Source organism: Streptomyces sp. NRRL WC-3626, from assembly GCF_000718785.1.
Classification (GTDB): domain Bacteria; phylum Actinomycetota; class Actinomycetes; order Streptomycetales; family Streptomycetaceae; genus Streptomyces; species Streptomyces edwardsiae.
Genome location: NZ_JOCA01000014.1, coordinates 20,797 through 45,772, shown reverse-complemented (window position 1 = coordinate 45,772; position 24,976 = coordinate 20,797). Strand labels below are relative to the sequence as shown.

The window sequence follows — 24,976 nt, the reverse complement described above, 5'->3', positions numbered from 1 at the left end:
CGCGTCGCCGTCCACCCTGACCCGGCCGGCGGCCAAGGTCAACATCGGTCAGTGCTGCTGTGCCTTCTGGGGTGTCGCCTCACTGGGCCGGACGACGACATGGCCCTCACCCCGCAGCACCAGCTGTACGGCCTCGCCGGACCCGCCGCGCAGCATCGAGCCGACCGACTGCGATCGGTGCAGCGAGGTGTCGAGGCCCGCGGTCCAGCCGACGATCGCGTCCGTGTCCACGAAGACCGGGTACTGCGGGGACACCGGGATCACCAGCGGATTCCCGTCGCAGACCAGCCCCAGCCGGCCGTGCCCGGTGAAGACGCTGTTGAACAGGCCGCCGCCGGTGATGCCGGCGCCCTTCACGGTCGCGATCCGGTAGGACAGCGAGGAGTCGAAGCACAGGACGTTGCGGCCGTTGACGGTGAACTCGTCGCCGGGGTCGACCTCGACGATGAAGCAGTTCTGCGCCTCGTGCGCGAACCAGGCCTCGCCCCGGCCGCGCACCGCCATCAGGGGCAGCCCCTCGCCGGTCACCGCCCGTTTGAGCATGCCGCCCACGCCCTGGCCCTTGCGCTCGAAGCGCAGATCGCCGCGGTAGGCGATCATCGCGCCCTGCCGGGCGTGCATCTCGCCGTCGACCGTGTAGCGCACGCACTTGGCGTTCTCGACCGTCATGCCCGCCGCCGTCGCCGGCCGCACCATGTGCTGACTGGAAAACAGGTCACCCTTCATGGGGGCATCCTCGCCCGGACTCCCTCCCTCCGCCAGGACCGTGACGTGGGCCGCCGCTCAGCCGCGCAGTGTTTGTGCCCAGTCCGCCGGCACCCGTCCCGCGGGCCCCGGCGCCGGCTGGTCGGCGGGGTGGCTCGCGGGCGGGGCCAGGTCGGGGCCGGACTCGTACAGCTCGTTGGTGGCGTAGTTCCAGAACCAGTCCTCGCCCGGCTCGTAGCTGCGGACCACGGGATGCCCCGTGGCCTTGAAGTGCGCCGTGGCGTGCCGGCCGGGCGAGCTGTCGCAGCAGCCGATGTGGCCGCACCGCGCGCAGCGCCGCAGATGGAACCACCAGCCGCCCACGGAGTCGCAGTCGGCGCAGCCCGGGCCGCCCGGGGGGACGGCGGGGTCGATGTCGTGGTCGCTGGTCATGCGGACTCCTCGGGGGTGTCGTCGGGGGCCGGTGCGGTGAGCGGCAGCAGCACCTGGAAGCGGGTGTCGCCGGGCTCGGAGTCGAACCGGAGCGTCCCGTGGTGCTTGTTCACCACGATCCGCCAGGAGATGTCCAGGCCGAGCCCGGTGCCCTCGCCCACCGGCTTGGTGGTGAAGAACGGGTCGAAGACCCGGTCGCGGACCTCCGGCGGGATGCCCGTGCCGGTGTCGCCGAACTCCACCAGCAGCCGGTCGTTCTCCCGCGCGGTGCGCACGGTCAGGGTGCCCTCGCCGCTCGTCCCGTTCATGGCGGCGACCGCGTTGTCGATCAGGTTGGTCCACACCTGGTTGAGTTCCGCCGGGTACGCGGGCACGCGCGGCAGGGTGCGGTCGTACTCCTTGACCACCTTGATCCGCTGCCCGAACTTCCCCGACAGCATCAGCAGCGTGCTGTCGAGGAGCTCGTGCACGTCGGCGACCTGGAAGGGGGCGCGGTCGAGCTGCGAGTACTGCTTGGCGGCGTCGACGAGGTGCGAGACGCGGTTGGTGGAGTCCGCGATCTCGTCCATCAGCAGTTCCGTCTCGACCGTGTAGCTGAGCCAGCCGACCGCCGAGGGGAGCGTCTCCTCGTCCACGGCGGCGGCGACCTCGTCCAGCCAGTCCTCGTCCAGCCCGGCCTGTACGAACGTGGGGGCGATCCGCCAGCCGTCGTCGATACCGTGGTCGTCCAGCCAGTCGGCGAGCGCGTCCTCGCGGTCGGACGCCTCCAGCGGGCTCAGCACCGGTGCCTTCGCGACCCGTTCGGCCGTGCGCTCCTGGATGTCGATGAGGTTGGCCAGTGTCTCGCGGTCGTAGGTGCCGGCGGAGATGATGCGCAGCTTGTGCCGCATCTTGCCGACGCGCTCGCGCAGCGTCGCGGTCGCCCGCACGGCCGCCGCGGCGGGGTTGTTGAGTTCGTGGGTCAGCCCGGCCGACAGCGAGCCGAGCGCCAGCAGCCGTTCGCGCTGGCCGATGGCCCGCTGGGTGCTCTTCGACCCGAAGAACAGCCCCTCCAGGAGGTGGACGGCCATCGGGAACCACTCCTGCATGATGCTCGCGAACGTGTCCGCGGGCACCACGAAGAACCGCGTCGGCTCCGTCACGCGCATCGAGTTGTTGTACACCTGCCGCACCCGGTCCCCGAGGTACGCCTGCATGGCGCCCGCGTACACCCCGCGCTGGGAGGTGCGGGTGACCTCCACGTCGTCCGCGCCGACCCGGCGGGACAGCACGACGGTGCCGTCGAGCATCACGTAGAAGCAGGTGGCGGGCTCCCCCTCGGTGTAGACCGGACCGGGCTCGAACCGCTCCACCCGGCCCTCGCCGCAGAGCCGCCCCAACTGCTCGGGGGTGAGCTTCTCGAACAGGAACAGGGCGCCGATCTCCCGCGGGCTGCACGGCAGCGGCTGCCCGCTCACGACTGCTCCAGATACCGGTGGACGAGCATCACGGCCATGGCTCCCTCTCCGACGGCGGACGCGACCCGTTTGGCGGACTGCGCGCGCGCGTCGCCCGCGACGAACACGCCGGGCACATTGGTCTCCAGGTGGTACGGCGGCCGGTCCAGCTCCCAGTCCGCGGGCGGCCGTCCGTCGGCGGTGAGGTCGGGCCCGGCGAGGATGAACCCGCGCTCGTCCCGCAGCACCGTGCCGTCCAGCCAGTCGGTCAGCGGGGCGGCGCCGATGAACACGAACAGCCACTGCGCGTCGACGAGCTCACTCGCTCCGCCGCTCGTGTCGCGCACGGTCAGCCGCTCCAGGTGCCCGTCGCCGTGCGCGCCCTCGACGACCGACCCGCAGCGCACCGAGATGTTCGGCGCCTGTTCGATCTGCTGGATCAGGTAGTACGACATCGACGCCGCGAGGTCCGGCCCGCGCACCAGCAGCGTCACCGACTTGGCGAACCGGGCGAGATACATCGCCGCCTGCCCGGCCGAGTTGGCGCCGCCGACGATGTACACGTCCTGGCCCTGGCAGGCGGCGGCCTCCGTCAGCGCGGACCCGTAGTACACCCCGCAGCCGTTGAGCTCCTCGCAGCCGGGCGCCGCCAGCTGCCGGTACGACACCCCGGTCGCCAGGATCACGCTGTGCGCGGCGATCTCGGAGCCGTCGGAGAACCGTACGACGCGGGCGCCGCCGTTGACCTCGAGCCCCGTCACCTCGCGCGCGGTGAGGATCTCGGCGCCGAACCGGGTGGCCTGCCGCCGCGCCCGATCGGTGAGCTGCCCGCCCGACACCCCGTCGGGGAAGCCGAGATAGTTCTCGATCCGGGAGGACTGTCCCGCCTGCCCGCCGGTCGCCGACCGCTCCACCAGCACGGTCCGCAGCCCCTCCGAGGCCCCGTAGACCGCCGCGCCGAGACCGGCCGGGCCGCCGCCGATCACCACCAGGTCGTAGAAGTCGGCCTCCGGGGCCGTCGCCAGGCCCACGTGCGCGGCGAGGTCCACGGTCTCCGGCTCCACCAGGGGCGTCCCGTCCGGGGTGATCACCACCGGCAGCCGCCTCCCGTCCTCACCGGCGGCGGCCAGCAGCCGGCGGCCCTCCGGCTCGTCGGAGGAGTACCAGCGGTACGGCACCTGGTTGCGGGCCAGGAACTCCCGTACGTCCGAGGACCGCGCCGACCAGCGGTGCCCGACCACCTTGGTGCTGGGCACCGGCCGGTAGTCGCTGCACCGCCACGCCTCCAGGAGGTCGTCGAGGACCGGGTAGAGCTTCTCCTCCGGCGGGTCCCACGGCTTGAGGAGGTAGTGGTCGAGGTCGACGACGTTGATCGCGTCGATCGCCGCGCCGGTGTCCGCGTACGCGGTCAGCAGCACCCGCCGGGCCCCCGGGTGGATGTCGAGGGCCTGCTCCAGGAACTCGATGCCGTTCATCCGCGGCATCCGGTAGTCGGCCAGGATCACCGCGACGAGGTCGCCGCGCAGCTTCAGTTCGCGCAGCGCGTCCAGCGCGGACTCGCCGGACTCCGCGCGCACGATCCGGTACGACGCCCCGTAACGCCTTCTGAGGTCCCGGGCCACCGCGCGGGAGACACCCGGATCGTCGTCCACGGTCATGATCACGTTTCGCGCCGCTTCGGCGGCCTGAGTCATACGTCCCCCACGTGTGCGCTCGTTTCCCCGGCGCGGCGGACCCCGGTCGGCCCACGGCCACCACACCGGCCCCGCCCATCGTATGTTCGCCCGCGCCGAAACGCTCAGGGACGGGTGAGCCCCACGACCGCCTGCGGCCGGGGCGGCGGTGTAGGGAAGACTGGACCGTGCCAAGTGGACACGACACCGGGAGGAACGGGATGACGCGCCCGATCACGGCAGGGATCGACGGAACCGGGGAGAGCCTCGCCGCGCTGGCCTGGGCGGCGCGGGAGGCGGTCCGCCGGGGACTGCCGCTGCGGGTGGTGCACGCCTGGCGGTTCGAGGCGCACGACGCGGTGGACACGGGGGACAGGGCCACCCAGGAGCGGTGGGCGCGCGAGTCGGCCGCCGGGGCGGTCCGCGCCGTCGCCGAACGCCACCCCGGGCTCGCGGTGACGACGGACGTCCTGGAGGGCGACGCCGTCCCGACGCTCACGGAGGCGGCCGCCGACGCGGAGCTGCTCGTGCTGGGCTCGCGCGGCCATGGGCGGATCATGGGTTTCCTGGTCGGCTCGGTCGGCCAGCAGGTGATCGTCGACGCCGGACGGCCGGTGGTGTTCGTACGGGCCGGGGACCAGGCGTCGGACGAGGTCGCCGGGCACGAGATCGTCGTCGGCCAGCAGGGCGACCCGGAGGACAGCGCCGCCGCGCTCGGCCTCGCCTTCGAGACCGCGGCCCGGCGCGGGGCCACGGTACGCGCCGTACGGGCCTGGACCCTGCCCCCGGTGTTCGCCTACAGCCCCGCCTCGCTGCAGCTCCTCGACGAGGCCGGCGGTCTGGAGCCGTTCGAGCAGAAGGCGCTGGCGGCGGCCCTCGCGCCGTGGCGGGAGCGCTACCCGGACGTGCGGGTGATCGAGCACGTGGAGATGGGCAGCGCCGGCCAGGTGCTGCTCTCGGTGGCGGGCACCGCCCAGCTGATGGTGGTCGGCCGCCGTGCCCACCGCACCGCCGTGGGGGCCAGGATCGGCTCGGTGGCGTACGGCGTCCTGCACCACGCGGACTGCCCGGTGGCCGTGGTGCCGCCGGCCTGACGGGGGCGTCTCGGGCTCAGTCGGCCGTCGGCCGGAGCGTCTCCCGCACCTTCGGGAGGATGTTCTTGATGTAGTCCTCGACGGCCGTGCCCAGCCCGATGTCGTGCTGGGCACGCTCGGACAGGTACCAGCGGTGCTCGAGCAGTTCGTGATAGATCTCCGCGGCGTCCATCGGCCCGCGCAGCTCCGGCGGCACGGACCGCACGGTGGGCCGGAAGACCTCCCGCACCCAGCGGTGCGCGAGGACCTCCGGACGGGCGCCGAGGGGGTCGCCCGGGGCGTAGTCGTCCTGGGTGGCCATCCAGCTCTCCAGGTCGTTCAGCAGCCGCCTGGCCTGGTTCTCCTCGGCGTCCAGGCCGGTCAGCCGCAGCAGCTGCCGCTGATGGTGCCCGGCGTCCACGACCTTCGGCACGAAGGTGACCGTGTCGCCGTTGGAGGCGTGCTCGATCTGCATCTCGGCCACGTCGAAGCCGAGGTCGTTCAGCCGGCGGATCCGGCGCTCGATGTACTGGTACTTGCCCGCCGGGTACACGGAGGTGCGGGTCAGCTCCTGCCACAGTCTCTGGTAGCGGGCGCAGATCTCGGTGCCGAACTCGATCGGGTCGACGGAGGGGTGCAGCGCCCCCGAGGCCTCCAGGTCGAGCAGCTCGCCGCTGATGTTGACCCGCGCGAGATCGAGGTCGTACTCCCGCTGGCCGGCGCTGAGCTCCGGGTGCAGATCACCGGTCTCGGCGTCCACGAGGTAGGCGGCGTAGGCGCCCGCGTCCCGCCGGAACAGCGTGTTGGACAGCGAGCAGTCGCCCCACGCGAACCCGGCCAGGTGCAGCCGCACCAGCAGCACGGCGAGCGCGTCCATCAGCCGGTGCATGGTCGCCGGGCGCAGCGTCGTCTCGAACATCGACCGGTAGGGCATCGAGCCGCCGAGGTGCCGGGTGACCAGGACGCTCTCCAGCGGTTCCCCGGCGGTGTCGGTGCGGCCGGTGAGCACGGCCAGCGGGTCGACCGCCGGGATGCCGATGCGGTCCAGGTCGCGCAGCAGCTCGTACTCGCGCAGCGCGGGCCGCTGGGCGAGTTCCTTGACCGCGATCACCTCGTCGCCGGCGCGCGCGTAGCGCACCACGTGCCGGGAGATGCCGCGCGGCAGCGGGACCAGGTACTCCTCGGGCCACTCCTCCAGCGGCAGATGCCACGGCAGTTCCAACAGGAGCGCGGGGTGCTCCGGGTTGGTGGCGTTGATCTGCAGTGCCATGGCGGAGGTGTCCTCGTCTTGTGGGCGGTCGTCGTCCCACCCTATTGGGCGCGCTCCCGGGCCAGCCGGGCGGCGTCCCGCACGGACCCCTCGTGCAGCGGCCCGTGCCCCGGCAGCAGCAGCTCGCCGTCCAGTTGGGCGAGGACGTCCAGCGAGGCCACGGCGGTGGCGCGCTCGCGGTGGAACATGTCCGTCAGCATCTGCGGGCCCCGTACGCGCGAGGTGGGATGGCCGCTCACCAGGGCGTCGCCGGACACCACCACGCCGGTGTCCGGGAAGTGGAACGCGCAGTGCCCGGCGGTGTGGCCGGGCGTGTGCACGGGCACGGGCCGGCCCGGCAGATCGAGCGGGCCGGGGCCGGACTCCGGGAACGGCTCGGGCGAGGTGACCGCCACGTCCGCCGTCCCACCGGAGCGCAGGGCGTGCGCCGCCCAGGGCAGCACACCGGGCCGCCAGCCGTTGCGCAGCACCTGTCCGACGGTCACCTGGTGCAGGAAGTCCCGGCGGGCGTGCGGGACTTCCGCCTTGTGGGTGTGGACGGGGGTGCCGTAGGCGGTGCTCAGATACTCGGCGGACCCCAGGTGGTCGCTGTGGGCGTGCGTGATCAGAACGGCCGTCACCGCCTCCGGCGCGCTCCCCACCTCCGCCAGCGAGGCGAGCAGCCCCTCGCGGTCGCCGGGGTAGCCGGTGTCGATCAGTGTGACGGCGTCCCCCTCGGTGAGGATCACCCAGTTGGTGTTCGTGCCGTGCACCAGGTAGGTGCCGTCCGCGACGTGCCGCACCGCTGCTCGCATGATCGTCCCGAGTTCGAGTTGTTCCGGTCGTTCCTGCCCGACGTGATCAGGAAAGCAGATCAGGACGCGGGTGGGGGCGGAGGGGGGCGCGGGCCGGGACGCATCCCGGACAGGAACCGGGTCACCGCCCACCGGCGCACCCCGTACTCGTACAGCGCGAGGACGACCGCCAGGGAGGCGGCCACGATCACCCCGTACTTGACGGCCATCGGCGCGGACCACCCGACCACGCCGTAGGCGAGGACGACGACGACCGGCTGGTGCAGGACGTACAACGGCAGGGCGGCGACGGCCAGGTACGGCAGGACGCCGCCCCGGCCGCCGTCCGCGCGCGGGCGCCGGGGCCGGTCCAGCAGGCCGAGGATCGCCACGACCCAGCACCAGCCGGCCGCCCCGAACAGCGCCCGCGTGACCAGCGCGAACGAGGTCCACGCGGTGAACGGGTCGTCCCCGGCGACGAAACCGGGCGCGCACCCGGCGAACAGCGCCACGCCGAGCGCGCCCACGGGGACCGCGGCCCGGCGCATCGCCTCCCGGGCCCGCTCGTCGTCCGCGAGGGCGAAACCGCAGACGAAGAAGAGCAGATACGCCCAGCGGTTCCAGCCCGCGTAGTCCTCCTCCATGCCCAGCAGCGCGTTGACGGCGGCCAGGGGCAGCGCCGGGAGCAGCAGCAGCGCCGGCCGGCGCCGCAGCGCGGGCGCCACGCGGCCGGCCGCCGCCGCCAGCCGGGCGGCGGCCGGGGCGAGCAGGAGGCAGAAGGCGAGCAGCAGGACGACGAACCACAGGTGCCCGGTCTCGAAGTGGTCGCCCTCCAGGACGAAGGGGAAGTCGGCCAGGTCCGGCCGCACGCTCAGGAAACGCCCCCAGAACCGCACGTACGGCTCGTCGTACCCCGGGTCGGCGGCGCGCAGCCGCAGCCACTGGGGGAGGGGACAGAGCACGACCGTCCCGAAGACCAGCGGGACGCCCAGCCGCAGCAGCCGTTCCCGGGCGAACCCGCCGGGGCCCCGGCGGGCGATCGAGTACCGGGCGCCGAGGCCGGCCACCAGGAACAGCATGGGCATGGCCCACACCACGCCGAACCCGGCGAGGACGGTGACGGCGTTGGTCGTGCTCGCGTTCTTGACGTAGAAGTCGTCGTCGGGGGAGAAGACGAGGGCGGCGTGGAAGAAGACCAGCCCGAGGACGACCAGGGCGCGCAGCGCGTCGAGTTCGCGCCGCCTGCCCGGCCGCGCCGCCCGCTCCGTGTCCGCGCCCATCGGCCCTCCCCGCCCGGGTGCGGCCCAGTGTGGGGGAGCGGGGACGGGGAGGACAGGCTTCCGGCGGGTCAGTTCACGCCGTGCGGGCGGAACTGGACGCTGATGCGCGGTCCCGCCGCGCGGCCGCTCTTGGGGACGGCGTGCTCCCAGGTGCGCTGGCAGGACCCGCCCATCACGATGAGGTCGCCGTGCCCCAGCGGACGGCGCACGGTCCCGCCGCCGCCCAGGGGGCGCAGCAGCAGATCGCGGGGCGCGCCCACGGAGAGGATGGCGACCATCGTGTCCTCGCGCGCGCCCCGGCCGATCCGGTCGCCGTGCCAGGCGACGCTGTCCCGGCCGTCGCGGTAGTAGCAGAGCCCGGCCGTGGTGAACGGCTCGCCCAGCTCGTCGGCGTAGTGCAGGCTCAGCGCCTCGCGCGCCTCGGTCAGCACCGGGTGCGGCAGCGGAGCGCCCGCGCGGTAGTACGACAGCAGCCGGGGCACGTCCACGACCTGGTCGTACATCTGGCGCCGCTCCGCCCGCCACGGCACCTCGGCCGCGAGCCGCTCGAAGAGCGCGCCGGAGCCGCCGAGCCAGCCCGGCAGCACGTCGATCCAGGCGCCCCGGCCCAGCTCGGTGCGGCGCACCCCGTCGAGGGGGCCGAGCCGCAGTTCGTCGGTCTGGTCGAAGAGCGAGCCCTGCAGTGCGGTCATGGGGCCAGCGTACTCCTGTTTCGAATGTCTGTTCTATATGAAGCTTCCCAGGGCCTCCCTCTATCGATACACCGGTGTATCGGATACGTTTCCGTATCGAACGGAAGGGCTGGCCGGTATGGCGGTGGACGGTACGGCGGGGCGCGTCACCAGACGCCGGCGGCGCACACGCGCCGACCTGCTCGGCGCCGCGTTCTCCGTCTTCGCCGCCAAGGGCTTCGGACATGTCTCGATCGAGGAGATCTGCGAGCGGGCCGGCTACACCCGGGGCGCCTTCTACTCCAACTTCACCGGCCTAGACGAGCTGTTCTTCGCCCTCTACACCGAGCGCGCCGGACTGATCGCGGAGCAGGTCGCCGGCGCCCTCGCCCAGGACGGTCCCGACCTCGACGTGCCCGCCGCCGTCGACCGTGTCACCGAGGTCCTGCTCCTGGACCGCGACTGGCTGCTGGTGAAGACCGACTTCCTGGTGCACGCCGCCCGCGACCCCGAGGTGGCGCGCGCCCTGCTGGAGCACCGGGCCCGGCTGCGCGGGGCCATCGAGGACCGGCTCGCGAGGGCCCGGGGCCACACCGAGCTGCCCGCCGCCCTCACCGACGTGCGGGGCGCCGCGCACGCCGTGGTCGCCGCCTACGACGGCGTCACCACCCAACTGCTGCTGGACCGGGACGTCGCGGCCGCCCGGGCCTGGCTGAAACAACTGCTGACCGCGCTGCTCACCGGATAACAGTCGCCACAGGAAGGGACGGTCGCCATGGATGCCGACGTCATCGTCGTCGGAGCGGGACTCGCGGGCCTCGTCGCGGCCCACGAGCTGACCAGCAGGGGCCGCAGGGTCGCCCTGGTCGACCAGGAGAACGCCGCCAACCTCGGCGGTCAGGCCTACTGGTCCTTCGGCGGGCTGTTCCTCGTGGGCTCCCCGGAGCAGCGGCGCCTGGGCATCAAGGACTCCTTCGACCTGGCCTGGAACGACTGGCGGGGCAGCGCCGGCTTCGACCGGCTCGACGACGAGGACACCTGGTCGGTGCGCTGGGCGAAGGCGTACGTCGAGTGGGCGGCGGGGGAGAAGCGGTCCTGGCTGGACGGCCACGGCATCACGTTCCTGCCCACCGTCGGCTGGGCCGAGCGCGGCGACCTCCGCGCGGACGGCCACGGCAACACCGTGCCCCGCTTCCACATCGCCTGGGGCACCGGCACCGGCGTCGTCGCCCCGTTCGTGCGGTACGCCCGGGAGGCCTCCCGCGACGGACTGCTCACCTTCCACCACCGTCACCGGGTCGACGAGCTGGTCGTCGAGGGCGGCACCGCGCGCGGGGTGCGCGGCACCGTCCTCGCGGAGGACAACGCCCCGCGCGGGGTCGCGTCCAGCCGTGACGCGGTCGGCGAGTTCGAACTCACCGCCCAGGCCGTGATCGTCACCAGCGGCGGTATCGGCGCCGACCACGACATCGTCCGCCGGTACTGGCCCGAGCGGCTCGGCACCCCGCCGCGCGAGATGGTCACCGGGGTCCCGGCCTACGTCGACGGCCGGATGCTCGACATCAGCGCCCGCGCGGGAGCGCGCCTGGTCAACCGGGACCGCATGTGGCACTACACCGAGGGCCTGCGCAACTGGGACCCGGTCTGGCCGGGACACGGCATCCGTATCCTGCCCGGGCCGTCCTCCATGTGGTTCGACGCCCTCGGCCGCCGGCTGCCCGGCCCCTGCCTGCCCGGCTACGACACCCTCGGCACGCTCAGGCATCTGCGCACCACCGAGGACATCGCCGGGTACGACCACTCCTGGTTCGTCCTCACCCAGAGGATCATCGAAAAGGAGTTCGCGCTGTCGGGCTCCGAGCAGAACCCCGACATCACCGCCAAGGACCGGGCCGGCTTCCTGCGCACCCGGCTGCTGGGCAAGGGCGCCCCCGGCCCCGTGGACGCGTTCCTGCGCAAGGGCGCCGACTTCGTGAGCGCCACCACCCTCGAACAGCTCGTCGAGAAGATGAACGCCCTCACCGAGAAGCCGCTGCTCGACGCCGCCGTCGTACGGCGTCAGATCGAGGCCCGCGACCTGCAGATGGAGAACGCGTACAGCAAGGACGCCCAGGTGCAGGGCATCCGCAACGCCCGGCGCTACATCGGCGACCGTCTCGGCCGGGTCGCCACCCCGCACCGCCTCCTCGACCCGGCGGCCGGCCCGCTGATCGGCGTCAAGCTGAACATCCTCACCCGCAAGACCCTCGGCGGCATCCAGACCGACCTGGACTCCCGCGCGCTCGGCGCCGACGGACAGCCGGTCGAGGGCCTGTACGCGGCCGGCGAGGTGGCGGGGTTCGGCGGCGGCGGTGTGCACGGCTACAACGCGCTGGAGGGCACCTTCCTCGGCGGCTGCCTCTTCTCGGGGCGGGCCGCGGGACGGGCGGCGGCCGCGCGGACCGCCTGACCCGGGCGGGCGGTGCCTCAGTCCTCCAGCAGGCGGGCCAGCACCTCCGCGTGACTGGTCTGCGGGCTCTTCGACGCGGTCAGCAGCGTCACCGGGCCCCGGCCGGCCAGTTCCCGTACGTGGTCGAGGAGTCCGGCGGCCTCCGGTTCGGCCAGCTCCGCCTCGTAGCGGCTGCGGAACTCCTCGTACGGCCGGTCGTCCGCGTGGTACCAGCGGCGCAGTTCGGTGGACGGGGTCAGCCCCTTGGGCCACTCGTCCACCCGGGCCGCGTCCTTCGCCAGACCGCGCGGCCACAACCGGTCGACCAGGACCCGGACCCCGTCGTCCGCCTCGGGCGGTTCGTACACACGGCGTACCCGCACGCTCATGGTTCGGCCCCTTCCGGTGCTGTCCGGCGAGCGTACTGCGGCACACCGGGCCCGGCTAACCGGACGATCCCCGGGCGGCGATACGCCGCTTCAGGGCCCGGCGTTCCGTCTCGTCCGTACCGCCCCACACGCCGATGGACTGCCCCGTGCCGAGCGCCCATTCCAGGCACTGTTCCCGCACGGGGCAGCGCCGGCACACGGCCTTGGCCTGTTCCGCCTGCGTCAGCGCGGGCCCGGAGGTGCCGATCGGGAAGAAGAGGTCGGGGTCCTCGGTACGGCAGGCCGCACGCCTGCGCCAGTTGTCCATCGAGAGTCACCTGCGCTCGGAGAGAATACGGACGGGCACCCGTCGGGTGCCCCGCTCCTCTTCGGGTCACCTGTCGCCGCGCGGCGAAACCAACGGGAGGCGTACGCGCGGTCACTGTTCGCGCAGCCCCCAGGGCGAGCCGTACGCGGTCAGCAGATCCAGGAACGGGGCCGCCGGGAACGCCTCGGGGCCGAGCACGCCCGTCCCCGACCAGACGCCGGCGGCGAGGAGTTCGAGGGCGACGACGGGGTTGACGGCGGTCTGCCAGACCACGGCCTGGCAGCCGTACTCGGCCATGGACCACTGGTTGTCGACCACGTGGTACAGGTACACCTCGCGCGGCGCGCCGTCCTTCACCCCGCGTACCCAGGTGCCGGCGCAGGTCCTGCCGTGCATCCGCTCGCCGAGGGTCGCCGGGTCGGGCAGACAGGCGGCCACCACGTCCCGGGGCGAGACCCGCACGGGGCCTTCGGGACCGGGCACGGTCACCGGGTCGGTGCGGTCCAGGCCCAGCAGGTGCAGCGTCCTGAGCGTGTCGACGAACTCGCGGCCGAGCCCGTACTTGAACGTCACCCGGCGCGCGTCGACCCAGCGCGGGACGAGCAGCACCTCCTCGTGCTCGACGTTCACGCACTCCACCGGGCCGATGCCCTCGGGGAAGTCGAACACCTCCTGTTCGCTGAACGGTTCCGTGGTGAACCAGCCGCGGTCCTTCTCGTAGACCACGGGCGGGTTGAGACACTCCTCGATGGTGGTCCAGATGCTGAAGGACGGCGCGAAGTCGTAGCCGTCCACGGTGAGGTTCGCGCCGTCGCGGACGCCGATCTCCTCGATCTCGTCGAAGAGTTCGTCGGCGGCGTACCGGGCGAAGACGTCCGACAGCCCGGGTTCGACACCCATCCCGACCAGGGCGAGCGCACCGGCCCTCTCCCACTCCCCGGCCAGGGCGAACTGCTCGTCGCCGAGCTTGACCCCGCACTTCTCGTACGGTTGCCCGCCGTGCGGCCGGGACAGTGACATCGCCATGTCGACATAGGTGACGCCGGCCCGGCGCGCGGCCCGGAACAGCGGCATCACGAACCGGGGGTCGGTGGCGTTGAGCAGCACGTCGCAGCCGTGGCGCTCGAGCAGCGCCGCGACCGCCTCCTCGTCGGCGGCGTCCACGTGCTCGGCGTGGAACCGGCCGGCGTCCGCGCCGAGCGCGGCGACCGCCGCCCCGGCCCGCGCGGGGTCGTGGTCGGCCACCACCATCCGGTCGAAGAACGGCCGCCGGGCCGCGATCCGGGTGACGGCGGTACCCACTCCGCCGGCTCCCACGAGCAGTACACGCATGACGGTCCCTTTCCTGGACGCATGGATCCCGGGACGTGATGCTCGGCCGTACGCCGGCGTAAGGTCAATGGCGTTGGCATAAGGGTGCGAGGAGCGGTGATGCCGAAGCGTGTGGTCCCCGAGGAGCGCCGGCGGCGCCGCAGGCCCACCCGGGGCGGTGTCGTCCTCTCCGAGACGCTGATCGTCGAGACCGCGCTGCGGATGCTGCGCGAGCACGGCAGTACGGGTCTGACCGCCCGCCGGCTCGGCCTCGCCCTGGACTGCGACCCGAGCACCCTCTACCGCTACTTCCGCGGCATGGACGAACTGACCCTCGCCATCGGCGACGCGCTGATCGGCCGGGCGCTGCACGGCTGGCACCCCACCGGGCGGTGGCGCGAGGACCTGCGCGGCATCGGGCTCCGCATCCACGCGGCCTACCTGTCGCACCCGCAGGCGGCCGTCCTCACGGCGAGCCGGGTCTCCGGACGGGCGAACGAACTGGCGGCCGACGAGGCGGTCCTCGACGTGCTGCGCACGGCGGGTTTCCCGCTGCCTGAGACGGTGCGCGTCTATCACGCCTTCATCGACACCACGCTGGCCTTCGCCGCCCTCGACGCGGCGTCACTGGCCCTGCCGGGCGCCGCGCGGCAAGCCGACGAGGACATGTGGCGCTCGACCTACGCGCGCCTTCCGGCCGCGACCCACCCCCGTATCGCCGAGGCCGCCCCCCTCCTCACCACCCGCATGACCACCAGCGCGTACCCGACGGCGTTAGACATGCTCCTGACCAGCGCGGAACAGAGCCTGGCACCCTAGGGCGACTGTCCGCGGGCAGCAAGTGGGCGGCGTGCCGCTCGCGGGGCCCCCGGTCAGGCGCGCAACGCCCCCGTGGCCGCCCGAGTGACCGCGTCCGCGACCGTCGCCAGGGCCGGGGAGTCCAGCTTCCACTGCTGCCAGTACAAGGACACGTCGACCTCGCGGCCGGGGGCGAACACCACGAGGCGCCCGGAGCGGAGCAGCGGATCCGCCTGGGCCTCGGGCACCATGCCCCACCCCAGCCCCGAGGCGACCGCCTCCACGAAGCCCTCCGACGTCGGCACGTGGTGACGCAGCGCGCTCGCCTCACAGCGCCCGCGCGTGAGCCGGCGCACGAACCCGTCCTGGAAGTCGTCCTTCCGGTCGAACACCACCACCGGCGCCACCGGCAGCACGTCCCGCAACGGCCCCGTCAGATGCCGTGCGGCGAACTCCGGATGCGCCGCGGGCAGATAGCGCATCCGTCCCAGATGCCGTACGGAACACCCCGGCACCGCGTCCGGCGACGAGGTCACCGCGGCCATCACCGTCCCCTCCCGCAGCAGCGCCGCCGTGTGCGCCTCGTCCTCCCTGCGCAGTTCGAAGCGGAGCCGCGAGTCCGACGGCAGCCGGGTGAGGGCGCCGAGGAACCAGGTCGCCAGCGAGTCCGCGTTCACCGCCACCGACACCCGGGTCGGCTCCCCGGCCCCGCTCAGCCCCAGCTCGGCGTACGCGTCCCGCTCCAGCCAGCCCACCTGGCGGGCCAGCCTGACCAGCACCTCGCCCGACTCGGTCGGCCGCACCGGCTTGGTGCGCAGCAGCAGGACCCGCCCCGTGCGCTGCTCCAGCGCCTTCACCCGCTGGCTCACCGCCGACGGCGTGACGTGCAGCGCCGCCGCCGCGGCGTCGAAGGTCCCCTCGTCCACCACGGCGAGCAGGGTCCGTACCTGGTCCAAGGGGAGATCGGTCATCACGAGAGCTAAGGGTACGTAAGAATCCTTAGCTGTACTGCGGGTGTCCCCGAACCGTAGCGTCATCGGCATGATCAGCGCCCTGACCACCGCCGCCGCCGGCTTCGGCACCGGCCTCTCCCTCATCGTCGCCATCGGCGCCCAGAACGCCTTCGTCCTGCGGCAGGGCGTACGGCGTGACGCCGTCCTCGCCGTCGTCGCCATCTGCGCCCTGTCCGACGCGGCCCTCATCGCCCTCGGCGTCGGCGGGGTCGGCGCGGTGGTCGTGGCGTGGCCCGGCGCGCTGACGGCGGTCGGCTGGATCGGCGGCGCGTTCCTGCTCTGCTACGGCGCCCTGGCCGCCCGGCGGGTGTTCCGCCCGGCCGGCGCGGGGCTGCGGACGGACGGGGAGGCGGCGACCTCCCGGCGCCGTGCCGTACTCACCTGCCTCGCCCTGACCTGGCTCAACCCGCATGTCTACCTCGACACGGTGTTCCTGCTGGGCTCGGTCGCGGCCGACCACGGACCGCTGCGCTGGACCTTCGGCCTGGGGGCCGTACTCGCCAGCGTCTGCTGGTTCGCCGCGCTCGGTTTCGGCGCCCGGCTGCTCGGCCGCTTCCTGGCCCGCCCCGCCGCCTGGCGGGTGCTGGACGGGCTGGTCGCCGCCACCATGATCGTCCTCGGCCTCACGCTCATCGCCGGGGCCTGAAACCGGAGAGCCCGGCGGTGCCGGGTCCTGCCATAGTGAACCCCGGCCCAAAAGATGTAGATACCAATCAGGACGGTCGTGGACACCAGCGAGAGCAGTACCGAAGCACCGGAGAAGGACCCCGGAGCCGGCGCGCCCCGGCGACGCGGCCTGCGCCGCTGGGCCATGGACACCCGTCCCCTGCGCCGCCCCGCCTACCGCCGGCTCTGGTCCTCCACCATCGTCACCGCGGTCGGCAGCCAGCTCACCGCCGTCGCCGTGCCCAAGCAGATCTACGACATCACCGGCTCCTCCGCCTGGGTCGGCACCGCGAGCCTCGCCGGGCTGCTGCCCCTGATCGTCTTCGCGCTGTGGGGCGGGGCGATCGCCGACAGCATGGACCGCCGCACACTGCTGCTGATCACCAACAGCGGCATCGCCGTCACCTCGCTGCTGTTCTGGATACAGGCCGTGACCGGCCTGGAGTCGGTGGCCGTGCTGATGCTCCTGCTCGCCCTCCAGCAGGCGTTCTGGGGACTCAACGCCCCCGCCCGCAGCGCCTCCATCGCCCGGCTGGTCCCCGCGGAGGAACTTCCCGCCGCCAACGCCCTCGGCTCCACCGTCATGCAGACCGGCCAGATCGCCGGACCGCTGCTCGCCGGCGCGCTCATCCCCGTCATCGGCCTGCCGGAGCTGTACCTCATCGACGCCGTGGCGCTGTGTGTCACGGTGTGGGCGGTGTACCGTCTGCCCGCCCTGCCGCCCCTGACGGCGGTGAAGGCGGGCAGCGCGGGACTGCGCGGCATTCTGGAGGGATTCCGCTACATCTCGGGACACGCGGTGCTGCTGCTGTCGTTCCTCGCCGACATCGTCGCCATGGTCCTCGGCATGCCCCGCGCGCTGTTCCCGCAGCTCGCCTCCGAGACCTACGCCCCCTACGGCGAGGGCTTCGCCCTGGGCCTGCTGTTCGCCGCGATCCCCGTCGGCGCGGTGGCGGGCGGCCTGTTCTCCGGCACGTTCTCCCGGGCCCGCCGGCACGGGTGGATGGTCATCGGGGCGGTGGTCGTCTGGGGTGTCGCCATCACCGGGTCCGGGCTGAGCGGCAGCCTGTGGCTCGCGGTGGCGTTCCTGGCGCTCGCGGGGGTCGCCGACATGGTCTCCATGGTCTTCCGCGGGGCCATCCTGCTGTCCGCCGCGACCGACGAGATGCGCGGCCGCATGCAGGGCGTCTTCACCGTGGTCGTGGCCGGCGGCCCCCGCCTGGCCGACGTACTCCACGGCACCGCGGGCTCCGCCTTCGGCCCCCGCACGGCCGTCGCGGGCGGAGGCATCCTGGTGATCGTCGCGATCCTGACCCTGACGGCAACGATGCCGGCCCTGCGCCGCTACCGAATCTGAGCTCCGGCGCCGGCGGAGAGACCGCGAGGCCGCCGCCCCGAAGGGGGCGCGGGGAACCGCGCGGCCGGCCACGACGGACCCGCGGGCACAGGTTCTACAGCCCCCCGCCCCGCCGGTGCATCGCGTACTGCTCCAGCAGCTTCCCGCGGGTCGTCTCCAGACGGTGGGCGAGGACCTCGGCGACGTTGCGCACCAGCAGGAGGCCGAGCGGCGGCTCCTCCTCGCAGAGGCGCAACACCGCCGCCGCGTCGAACTCGTACGCGCGCACCGGGCTGAAGGCCACCGCGCCGAAGTCCCACTCGTGCGGCGGGAACAGCCAGGACCAGCCCAGCAGATCGCCCGCGCCGAGGCCGGCGACGGTCACCCGGTGCAGGTCGTTCACCCGCTGGTCCAGCGAGACCGCGCCGGAGCGGATCACCCAGAAGCGGTCGGCGGTGCCGCCCGCCTCGAAGATCCGGGTGTCCTCGGGGAAGGACACCTCCCGCGCGAGCGTCATCAGCCGCTCGCGCTGCGGCGGGGGAAGGGCGGTCAGGAGTTTGATCGCTTTGGTCATGACGCGGGGCTCCTCGCCGGGGCTGCGGTTCCGGTGCTTTCCCTACGTTCATTTCAGCCGCTTCGGCCGTTCGGGGCACCTCGGCGGACGCGATACGTCCGGTTCCTGTCCGCCGGCCGCGCCCGGGCATGAGAAAGCCCTGGCTGGACGGGGGAAGCCAGCCAGGGCCGTAAGCGGTGGTGTGCGGAGGACGCAGGTCGACCCCGCCACCACGTATGAGTGAACGATAAACCATTTGCCGGGCGTCCGGTATGCGGAACACGGTCGCGTGACCCGTCTCACCATGCAGCCGTCACGGACGTCACCCCGCACGCAGCGCTGCCAGAACCGGGGCCCGACCGTGATCGACCGTCATGCGTCCCGGGTGCCCTGCTGTGCCCCCGCCAATCCGCGCGCCCCGGCCGGTCAGCTCCGCGCCGTGTGCCTCCCCGGCGTCAGGATCTCGTCCAGCACCCGCAGCACCACCCCGTACGCCACCTCGCGCACCTCGGCGTCGTGCGCCGCGCCGGGATCGGCGGATTCAGCCCGCCCGAGTTCGTCGCCCCGGGCCCGCCAGGCCCGCTCCTCCTGTGCCGCGCAGGCCCGCGCCCGCCGGATGCGCCGCAGCAGTTCGTCCGAGTCCACCACATCGGTCATACCGTCCGCGTACCCCCGTCCGCCGTCCGGATGACAGCCGTTCAGGATGTGGCCGGGAGGTTTGCCACCACCGGTGCGGGTGAGCCGCAAAGAGAGGTCCGAGGCATCTTTCATCGACGTACTCCACCGATCAGGGAGCCGCAGGATGTGTCAGGAGCACACGACCGAACCCCTTGAACCGCCCGGCACCCACCGGGCCGCACCGCCATGCCCGTGCCGTCCCGCCGACGTCCGCGAGGCCGTGGCCCGCGCGGTGGCCGAACGCTGCCGGGCCACCCACACCCACTGCGACACCGAGGCCCTCGCCGACGCCCTGCTCGTCGCCTCCGAACTCACCACCAACGCCATGCTGCACGGCGGCGGCGTCACCGGATTCCAGGTCGACGTCAGCGGCCCCGGAGTCAGCCTGTCGGTGAGCGACCGCAGCGACGAACTGCCCGTCGTCGTGCCCCTAGCCGACCGGCAGGAACGCCGCCGCCCGGGCGGCCACGGCTGGCCCATCGTGTGCCGGCTGTCCCGCGACGTCCGGGTGTCCGACCTGCCCGCCGGCGGCAAGTGCATCACCGCCGTGGTTCCCCTGTCCTGAACAGCCGGAACGGGCCTGCGCACATCGTGCGCGCAAGCGGAGTTTGTTCTACCGGCGAGGGGGCAATCGGAGGGTCGTGCTTCGGACCGGAGGCGCGCCAGCGGGAGAGGTACGACTGCTGTGGACCCTCCGGGCGTCCTGGCGGCGACCGCCCCCGCGGTAGATCCCTCGAAACCACCGTTCGGGAGCGAACCGCATGCTCATTGACTCGCCCACCCCTCGTCCCGGCCCCTCCGACACGACGACCGCGGCCACCCGCCGGCGGCACGACGACGCCCCCGACACCGCCGCGCTGTTCGCCCGGCTGACCACGCTGGAGGACGGTCCCGAGCGGGACGCCGTCCGCGACGAGCTGGTCACCGCGTGGCTGCCCATGGCCCACCGCATCGCCGGCCGTTTCCGCGACCGCGGCGAGGCCGTCGAGGACCTGCGCCAGGTCGCCGCCCTCGGCCTGGTCAAGGCCATCGACCGGTTCGACCCGAGCCGGGGCGCCTTCGAGAGCTATGCCGTCCCCACCATCACCGGCGAGGTCAAGCGGCACTTCCGCGACCGGATGTGGGCCCTGCGGGTGCCGCGCAGGGTGCAGGAACTGCGCAACAAGGTGCGGGTGGCCCGGCGCGAACTCACCCAGCACCCGGGCAGCCCCGAACCGTCCGTCGCGGCCCTCGCCGCCCACACCGGGCTGACCGAGGAGGAGGTCGGCGCCGGGATGGAGGCACTGGAGAGCTTCAGCACCCTGTCCCTGGACGCGGAACTGTCCTCCGACGACGACGGCTACAGCCTCGCCGACACCCTCGGCGCCGCGGACGCCTCCTACGACACCGTCGTCGACCGCGAGTCCGCCAAGGAGGGCCTGCGCCGTCTCCCCGAGCGCGAGCGCGCCATCCTCTACATGCGGTTCTTCGAGGACATGACCCAGAGCCGGATAGCCGACCGGCTCGGCATCTCCCAGATGCACGTCTCCCGTCTCATCAGCCGCAGCTGCGCACGCGTGCGCGCCGACGCGATGGGACAGCGCACCGGCCGCCGCGGCACCGGCGGACACTCGGCGACGGCGTGAGAGCCGGCCGCCCCCACCAGGAAACGAGACACATGCTGAAGCCCCACCCCACCGTGCTGCGCCGGCTCGTCGAGGAGTACGAGACCCTGCCGGCCGCCGACCCGCGGACCGGCGACCTGGCGTACACGCTGTGCGTGTCGACCGGCACGCGGGACGTACGCCATGCCCTCGCCCTCGCGCGCGGCTGGCTGGCGGCGGCCGGTCAGGAGCCGTCCGGGGCCGGTGCGCCGGTCGCCGTATGACCCGCGGTGTGCGGGGAACCCGTAGCGGATGAGCGAATCCGAGATTCCCCCGGAAGGCAGGCCCGTGGACGTCTACCTGGACCTCCTGCGGGTCCGGATGGACACCGAGGACTACCGGCTTCTGCTCCAAGTGGTGGAGCCGGTCCTCCAGGCGATCGAGGAACACCGACTGGCCGGCATGGACCTCGCGCTGGAAGACGCGGACGAGGAACTGCCGCAGGAGGTCCGTGACGAGGCCGCCCTGGTCATCGCCACCGCCGTCACCGGCCGGCTGGACAACGAGGTGGTCGAACTGGAGGTGGACGAGACCGGCCCGGTCCGCGTGGTCACCGACGCGGCCACCGCCGCCGACCCGTCCCGCCTCGGCGAGATCGCCGACTACATCAGGGACCGCCACCGCCAGAACGAGGAACTACGAGGCATAGCCGAAGCGAGCGGCCTCCCGACCGACTTCTGACCTCACCCACACGTGTGTACGGCCCCGGCGCGCTGCCGGGGCCGTACACACGCGTGAGCGGGGGCGGCGCCCCGCCGCGGGTGCGGGTTGCCCGGCCCGGCCTGGGCCGGGGGTCAGCGGTCCGTGGGTTTGACCGGGACCGACAACGGGCGGGCCAGGCCCACCACCGCTTCGTCCAGGCGTTCCAGGTGGCGCAGGACCCGGTCGGTGATGCGGCCGTAGCGCGCCGTGCCGTCGCCGCCCAGGAGGGAGGCGATGCTCGGGCCCGTTTCGACCGGGACCGTGACGTCCTCCTCGGCGACACGGTCCGCGATCGTCACGATGTTGCGGACCGTGCGCCCCGCCGCCCCGCGCAGCCGGGGGTCGGCCGCGATCGAGGGATGCGTCGGCAGCAGTTCCGCGGTCGCCGCCAGTGAGCGGGCGTGGTACGCGCAGGTCTCCAGCAGCGCCACCACGTAGCGCGCGTTGGTGCGCCGGGTCCGCAGCGGGGTCACCGGATGCGTCAGCGGCTGGGTCGCCGACCGCAGGTCGCCGAGCGCCTGGTCCAGCTCCCGCGCCTTGTCCAGCAGATCCCCGGCCGGCCCGCCGCTCAGCTGTCCGACGGCCGCCTCGGTGACCCCGGCGAGCCGCTCCAGCACGGTGACCAGCAGCTCGTTGGTACGCCGGTCCGTGTTCACCGGCAGGACCAGCGCCGCCGCGACCACCCCGCAGGCCGCCCCCAGCGCCGTCTCCTCCACCCGCAGCACCAGCACCTCCCAGCTGTAGGTGTGCAGCAGCGTGTAGAGCAGCCCCAGCATCGCCGTCACGAAGAACGACATCAGCGTGTACGACAGCGGTGCCGTGTAGAACATGGCGAAGATCAGCACCAGCACCAGGAAGAACGCCGTCCACGTGTGCCGGCCCACCAGCGCCGCCAGCAGGATGCCGGCCACCACGCCGAACACCGTACCCAGCAGCCGCCGGTAGCCCTTGACCAGGATCTCGCCGGTCGACGCCGTGTTGATGAAGACGATCCAGCAGGTCAGCACCGCCCAGTACCAGCGGTGCGAGGACAGCAGCTCACCCCCGACGATCGCCAGCGTCGAACCCACCGAGACCTGCACGGCCGCGCGCGTGGTGGGCCGTTCCAGCCCCTTCGGCTTCTCGGCCTCCTCCGCCTCCTCACCGGCGATGGCGGCGTCCTCGGCGTCCAGCTCCTCCCGGGACCTCGCCGTCGCCGGACTGTCGTCCGACTCGTCCTGCGGACCCTCCAAAGCGACCCGCAGCCCCATCACGGCGCGCGCGGTCTCGCCGACGGCCCGGAACACGTCCCGTACCGCCGGTGTGGCGGCCGGCAGGTTCTCCTCGTCCCGGTAACCGAGCAGCCGGTTGCGCAGCCGGGCCACGCTCGTACCGCCGGGGCGGGTGCGCACCACCAGCACCCGCAGCGCGCGCAGGTCCCGCCGCAGCTGGGCGGTGGCCTCGTCCGGGCCGGGCAGCCGGCCCACCTCCGGCGCGGGCGCGCCGGGCAGATGCAGGGTCAGGGTGTCGGCCCGCTCGGCGCTGCGCGCCGACAGCAGCAGCAGCCCCAGCCGCTCGGCCGCGATCTCCGCGTCCGCGATCCGGCGCTGCACCAGCCGCGCCGTCGACTCGTCCGGCGTGCCCTCCTCCAGCCGGCTCTGGATCATCAGCGCCGTCTCGTGCAGCCGCGCGTTGGCCAGCCGTACGTCCTCCAGCGCCTTGTCCATCTCGTCGGGGCCGGCGTCCAGCAGCGCCAGCTGCGCGGACACCAGCCGGCCCAGCCGGGCCCGGAAGGCCTGCCGCAGCCGCAGCAGCAGCCCGGACGGCGTCACCGGCACGACCGCGAACCGCACCAGCGCGCTGCACGCGAACGCGACGGCCAGCGCCGCCCACAGCCCCGGCAGCTGACCGGCGGACGCGCCGACGAACAGGGCCACGAAGTAGACCTGGAAACCGATCAGGCCGAGCGCGGTCCCGCGGTCACCGAACCGGCGGCCGTACACCGCGGCGAAGATCAGCACGACGAAGAACACGTCCCCGACCAGGACCCGTTCGGAGAGCACCGCGCCCAGCGACACCGACACCAGTGCCACCGGCAGCCCGAGCGCCAGCGTGACCGCCTGGGCGCCGCGCTGCTTCTCCCGGATGGCGAAGGTGGCGACCATCGCCGCCATCGCCCCCGCCACCAGATGGGTGACGTCGTTCCCGGCCGACGCCAGCACGGCGAGCGTCACCGCGATCGCGCCCACCGTCCGCAGCCCCGCCGTCAGCCGCAGCAGCCCGGGGTCGGACGCCGCCAGACGGTCCCGCAGCCGTGCCCCTGCCGAGCGTCCCGCCGCCTTCACTCCACCGCACTCTCTTCGCACCCCGGCCCCGCGAGCGGCGGCCCGTCCGTCCTCCCCGGCGTCACCGCGCCGACCGGCCCGCCTCCGCCACGTGCGCCCGCACCTGCTCCGGCGTGAGATAGGCGTCCAGATACTCGAAGTCCCGCAGATTGCCCGGCCGGTGCGCCTGGAACCCGGTGCGCACGAAATCGTCGCCCGCGACCGCGTTCAGCAGCCAGTCCGTCATCACCCGCGTCTTCGCGACACCGGTGCGCAGCGCCGACCAGTGGTAGCCGCGGGCCACCGCCTGGGCGGGCAGCCCGTGCAGTTCGATGCCGAGCGGCTTGGACACCGCGTCGGTGCCGCCGAGGTCCACCACGAGCCCGAGGTCGTGATGGACGTACGGCCGGGCCGGCCGGCCCCGCAGCGTGGCGATGACGTTCTCGGCGACATGCCGGCCCTGCCGCAGGGCGTGCTGCGCGGTCGGCGGGCACACGGCGTCGTCGCCCCGGGCCACGTCGGGCACCGCCGCCGAGTCGCCGAGCGCGAACACCCCGTCGTGGCCCGGCAGACACATGTCCGCGTTGACGGCCAGCCGCCCCCGTACGGTCTCCGCGCCGAGCGTGGCGATGAGCGGGCTCGCGACGACGCCGGCGGTCCAGATCAGGGTGCGGGTGGGCACCACCCGGCCGTCGGTGAAGGTGACCTCCTCGGCGCCCGCCTTCGCGATGGAGACGCCCAGCGAGATCTCTATGCCGCGCCGGGTCAGGATCTCCTGCGCGCTGCGCCCCAGCTTGTCGCCCAGTTCGGGCATCAGCTTCGGCGCGATGTCGATGAGATGCCACTTGATCAGGCCCGGGTCCAGCCGGGGGTAGCGCTTGACGGCGGCGTGCGTCAGCCGCTGCAGACAGGCCGCGGTCTCGGTGCCGGCGTAACCGCCGCCGACGACCACGAACTGCAGCCTCGAGGCCCGCTCGGCCGGATCGTGGCTCGCGTCGGCGAGGTCCAGCTGGGAGATGACGTGGTCGCGCAGATAGGCCGCCTCGGCCAGCGACTTCAGCCCGAAGGCGTGGTCCGTCAGGCCCGGGATGTCGAAGGTGCGGGTGACACTGCCGGGCGCCAGCACGATGTAGTCGTACGGCTCGTTGACGATCTCGCCGTTGACGGTGCGGACGACACACACCTTGGACCGCAGGTCCACGCCGATGGCCCCGCCCGGGATGATCCGGGTGCGGTACCGCTCGCTGCGGCGCAGGGACAGCGCGACCGACTGCGGGGCCAGCACACCGGAGGCCACCTGGGGGAGCAGCGGCAGATAGAGCTGGTAGGAGAACGGCGTCACCAGCGTGAGGTCGGCCTCGTCGGGGGCGAGCCTGCGCTCCAGTCGGCGCACGCACTCCACACCGGCGAAACCTGCGCCCACCACCAGGATCCTGGGTCGTGTCACGGTGTCCATCCCTTCCTGCGGCTCCAGTGGCCGGCCTCGACCATCGACCACTGACGCGTGCCCCTGTTCAGCACCACGATGCCCGTACC

26 protein-coding genes are annotated in these 24,976 nt (G+C 73.1%); 10 read left to right on the top strand and 16 right to left on the bottom strand.

The annotated features are described in order from the left end of the window. Window positions 1-48: 48 nt before the first annotated feature. The 4 genes from IF28_RS0121425 to IF28_RS0121410 are packed head-to-tail and all read right to left on the bottom strand — an operon-like array spanning window position 49 to window position 4,267. Window positions 49-726 carry an AIM24 family protein gene (locus tag IF28_RS0121425; RefSeq protein WP_030222845.1) on the bottom strand — a complete coding sequence of 226 codons (678 nt, stop codon included), beginning with the start codon at window positions 724-726 and terminating at the stop codon, window positions 49-51. Between the two features lie 57 nt (window positions 727-783). After that, window positions 784-1,137 carry a UBP-type zinc finger domain-containing protein gene (locus IF28_RS0121420; RefSeq protein ID WP_030222843.1) on the bottom strand — a complete coding sequence of 118 codons (354 nt, stop codon included), beginning with the start codon at window positions 1,135-1,137 and terminating at the stop codon, window positions 784-786. Next, window positions 1,134-2,594 (bottom strand): ATP-binding protein, encoded by a 1,461-nt coding sequence (locus IF28_RS0121415; protein ID WP_030222840.1) that lies wholly within the window; start codon window positions 2,592-2,594, stop codon window positions 1,134-1,136. Before IF28_RS0121415 ends, IF28_RS0121420 begins: the two co-directional genes overlap by 4 nt. Then, entirely contained in the window at window positions 2,591-4,267 is a 1,677-nt protein-coding gene (locus IF28_RS0121410) for an FAD-dependent oxidoreductase (protein WP_030222837.1), read from the bottom strand. The genes IF28_RS0121415 and IF28_RS0121410 overlap by 4 nt, the downstream gene beginning before the upstream one ends. A 200-nt stretch (window positions 4,268-4,467) precedes the next feature. Here IF28_RS0121410 and IF28_RS0121405 point away from each other — a divergent pair, with 200 nt between their 5' ends. Continuing rightward, entirely contained in the window at window positions 4,468-5,340 is an 873-nt protein-coding gene (locus IF28_RS0121405) for a universal stress protein (RefSeq protein WP_030222833.1), read from the top strand. A gap of 16 nt (window positions 5,341-5,356) precedes the next feature. On the opposite strand, the gene IF28_RS0121400 is transcribed toward IF28_RS0121405, so the two are convergent. The 4 genes from IF28_RS0121400 to IF28_RS0121385 form a co-directional block, all read right to left on the bottom strand. Then, window positions 5,357-6,589, bottom strand: a complete 1,233-nt coding sequence (locus IF28_RS0121400) for a DUF4032 domain-containing protein (RefSeq protein WP_030222830.1) — start codon at window positions 6,587-6,589, stop codon at window positions 5,357-5,359. A 41-nt stretch (window positions 6,590-6,630) separates the two neighbouring features. After that, entirely contained in the window at window positions 6,631-7,383 is a 753-nt protein-coding gene (locus IF28_RS0121395) for an MBL fold metallo-hydrolase (protein WP_030222827.1), read from the bottom strand. Window positions 7,384-7,442: 59 nt separating this feature from the next. Beyond that, complete coding sequence (locus IF28_RS0121390; RefSeq protein WP_051713821.1) at window positions 7,443-8,642, bottom strand: acyltransferase family protein; 1,200 nt, start codon at window positions 8,640-8,642, stop codon at window positions 7,443-7,445. Between the two features lie 68 nt (window positions 8,643-8,710). Then, the gene (locus IF28_RS0121385) at window positions 8,711-9,334 is read right to left on the bottom strand and encodes an alpha-ketoglutarate-dependent dioxygenase AlkB (protein WP_030222826.1); all 624 of its coding nucleotides are present in this window, start codon (window positions 9,332-9,334) and stop codon (window positions 8,711-8,713) included. A gap of 118 nt (window positions 9,335-9,452) precedes the next feature. On the opposite strand from IF28_RS0121385, the gene IF28_RS0121380 reads away from it, so the two are divergent. Further along, a complete protein-coding gene (locus tag IF28_RS0121380; protein ID WP_030222824.1) occupies window positions 9,453-10,061 on the top strand; it encodes a TetR/AcrR family transcriptional regulator in 609 nt (202 codons plus the stop codon). Between the two features lie 27 nt (window positions 10,062-10,088). Further along, window positions 10,089-11,762 carry an FAD-binding dehydrogenase gene (locus IF28_RS0121375; protein ID WP_030222823.1) on the top strand — a complete coding sequence of 558 codons (1,674 nt, stop codon included), beginning with the start codon at window positions 10,089-10,091 and terminating at the stop codon, window positions 11,760-11,762. Between the two features lie 17 nt (window positions 11,763-11,779). On the opposite strand, the gene IF28_RS0121370 is transcribed toward IF28_RS0121375, so the two are convergent. The 3 genes from IF28_RS0121370 to IF28_RS0121360 form a co-directional block, all read right to left on the bottom strand. Further along, window positions 11,780-12,130, bottom strand: a complete 351-nt coding sequence (locus IF28_RS0121370) for a DUF488 domain-containing protein (RefSeq protein ID WP_030222820.1) — start codon at window positions 12,128-12,130, stop codon at window positions 11,780-11,782. Window positions 12,131-12,185: 55 nt separating this feature from the next. Next, a complete protein-coding gene (locus IF28_RS0121365) occupies window positions 12,186-12,437 on the bottom strand; it encodes a WhiB family transcriptional regulator (protein ID WP_030222817.1) in 252 nt (83 codons plus the stop codon). Between the two features lie 111 nt (window positions 12,438-12,548). Next, window positions 12,549-13,769: a saccharopine dehydrogenase family protein gene (locus tag IF28_RS0121360; RefSeq protein WP_030222815.1), complete on the bottom strand. Its 1,221-nt coding sequence runs from the start codon at window positions 13,767-13,769 to the stop codon at window positions 12,549-12,551. 99 nt (window positions 13,770-13,868) lie between these two features. Between IF28_RS0121360 and IF28_RS0121355 the strand changes: the two genes are divergently transcribed. Continuing rightward, a complete protein-coding gene (locus IF28_RS0121355; protein WP_030222813.1) occupies window positions 13,869-14,567 on the top strand; it encodes a TetR/AcrR family transcriptional regulator in 699 nt (232 codons plus the stop codon). Between the two features lie 53 nt (window positions 14,568-14,620). Here the strand turns inward: IF28_RS0121355 and IF28_RS0121350 are convergent, their stop codons facing one another. Further along, complete coding sequence (locus IF28_RS0121350; protein WP_030222811.1) at window positions 14,621-15,517, bottom strand: LysR family transcriptional regulator ArgP; 897 nt, start codon at window positions 15,515-15,517, stop codon at window positions 14,621-14,623. 70 nt (window positions 15,518-15,587) lie between these two features. Between IF28_RS0121350 and IF28_RS0121345 the strand changes: the two genes are divergently transcribed. Both IF28_RS0121345 and IF28_RS0121340 read left to right on the top strand, forming a co-directional pair. Beyond that, a complete protein-coding gene (locus tag IF28_RS0121345) occupies window positions 15,588-16,205 on the top strand; it encodes a LysE/ArgO family amino acid transporter (RefSeq protein ID WP_030222808.1) in 618 nt (205 codons plus the stop codon). Between the two features lie 78 nt (window positions 16,206-16,283). Continuing rightward, complete coding sequence (locus IF28_RS0121340; protein WP_030222806.1) at window positions 16,284-17,582, top strand: MFS transporter; 1,299 nt, start codon at window positions 16,284-16,286, stop codon at window positions 17,580-17,582. 94 nt (window positions 17,583-17,676) lie between these two features. Here IF28_RS0121340 and IF28_RS0121335 read toward each other — a convergent pair whose 3' ends face one another. Both IF28_RS0121335 and IF28_RS0121330 read right to left on the bottom strand, forming a co-directional pair. Then, entirely contained in the window at window positions 17,677-18,135 is a 459-nt protein-coding gene (locus IF28_RS0121335; protein ID WP_030222803.1) for a cyclic nucleotide-binding domain-containing protein, read from the bottom strand. Window positions 18,136-18,540: 405 nt separating this feature from the next. After that, window positions 18,541-18,771, bottom strand: coding sequence for a hypothetical protein (locus IF28_RS0121330; protein ID WP_030222800.1), 231 nt, complete (start codon window positions 18,769-18,771; stop codon window positions 18,541-18,543). Between the two features lie 145 nt (window positions 18,772-18,916). Here IF28_RS0121330 and IF28_RS0121325 point away from each other — a divergent pair, with 145 nt between their 5' ends. The 4 genes from IF28_RS0121325 (at window position 18,917) to IF28_RS0121310 (ending at window position 21,116) form a co-directional block, all read left to right on the top strand. Beyond that, the gene (locus IF28_RS0121325) at window positions 18,917-19,357 is read left to right on the top strand and encodes an ATP-binding protein (protein ID WP_030222798.1); all 441 of its coding nucleotides are present in this window, start codon (window positions 18,917-18,919) and stop codon (window positions 19,355-19,357) included. Window positions 19,358-19,553: 196 nt separating this feature from the next. Beyond that, on the top strand, window positions 19,554-20,417 hold the full coding sequence (locus IF28_RS0121320) for a SigB/SigF/SigG family RNA polymerase sigma factor (protein ID WP_030222795.1): 864 nt from the start codon (window positions 19,554-19,556) through the stop codon (window positions 20,415-20,417). Between the two features lie 32 nt (window positions 20,418-20,449). Then, window positions 20,450-20,659, top strand: coding sequence for a DUF5133 domain-containing protein (locus tag IF28_RS0121315; protein WP_030222793.1), 210 nt, complete (start codon window positions 20,450-20,452; stop codon window positions 20,657-20,659). A gap of 28 nt (window positions 20,660-20,687) precedes the next feature. Then, window positions 20,688-21,116 carry a hypothetical protein gene (locus tag IF28_RS0121310; protein ID WP_030222791.1) on the top strand — a complete coding sequence of 143 codons (429 nt, stop codon included), beginning with the start codon at window positions 20,688-20,690 and terminating at the stop codon, window positions 21,114-21,116. 113 nt (window positions 21,117-21,229) lie between these two features. Here IF28_RS0121310 and IF28_RS0121305 read toward each other — a convergent pair whose 3' ends face one another. Both IF28_RS0121305 and IF28_RS0121300 read right to left on the bottom strand, forming a co-directional pair. After that, complete coding sequence (locus tag IF28_RS0121305; RefSeq protein WP_030222789.1) at window positions 21,230-23,461, bottom strand: FUSC family protein; 2,232 nt, start codon at window positions 23,459-23,461, stop codon at window positions 21,230-21,232. 61 nt (window positions 23,462-23,522) lie between these two features. Beyond that, window positions 23,523-24,896 carry an NAD(P)/FAD-dependent oxidoreductase gene (locus IF28_RS0121300; protein ID WP_030222787.1) on the bottom strand — a complete coding sequence of 458 codons (1,374 nt, stop codon included), beginning with the start codon at window positions 24,894-24,896 and terminating at the stop codon, window positions 23,523-23,525. Between the last annotated feature and the right edge of the window lie 80 nt (window positions 24,897-24,976).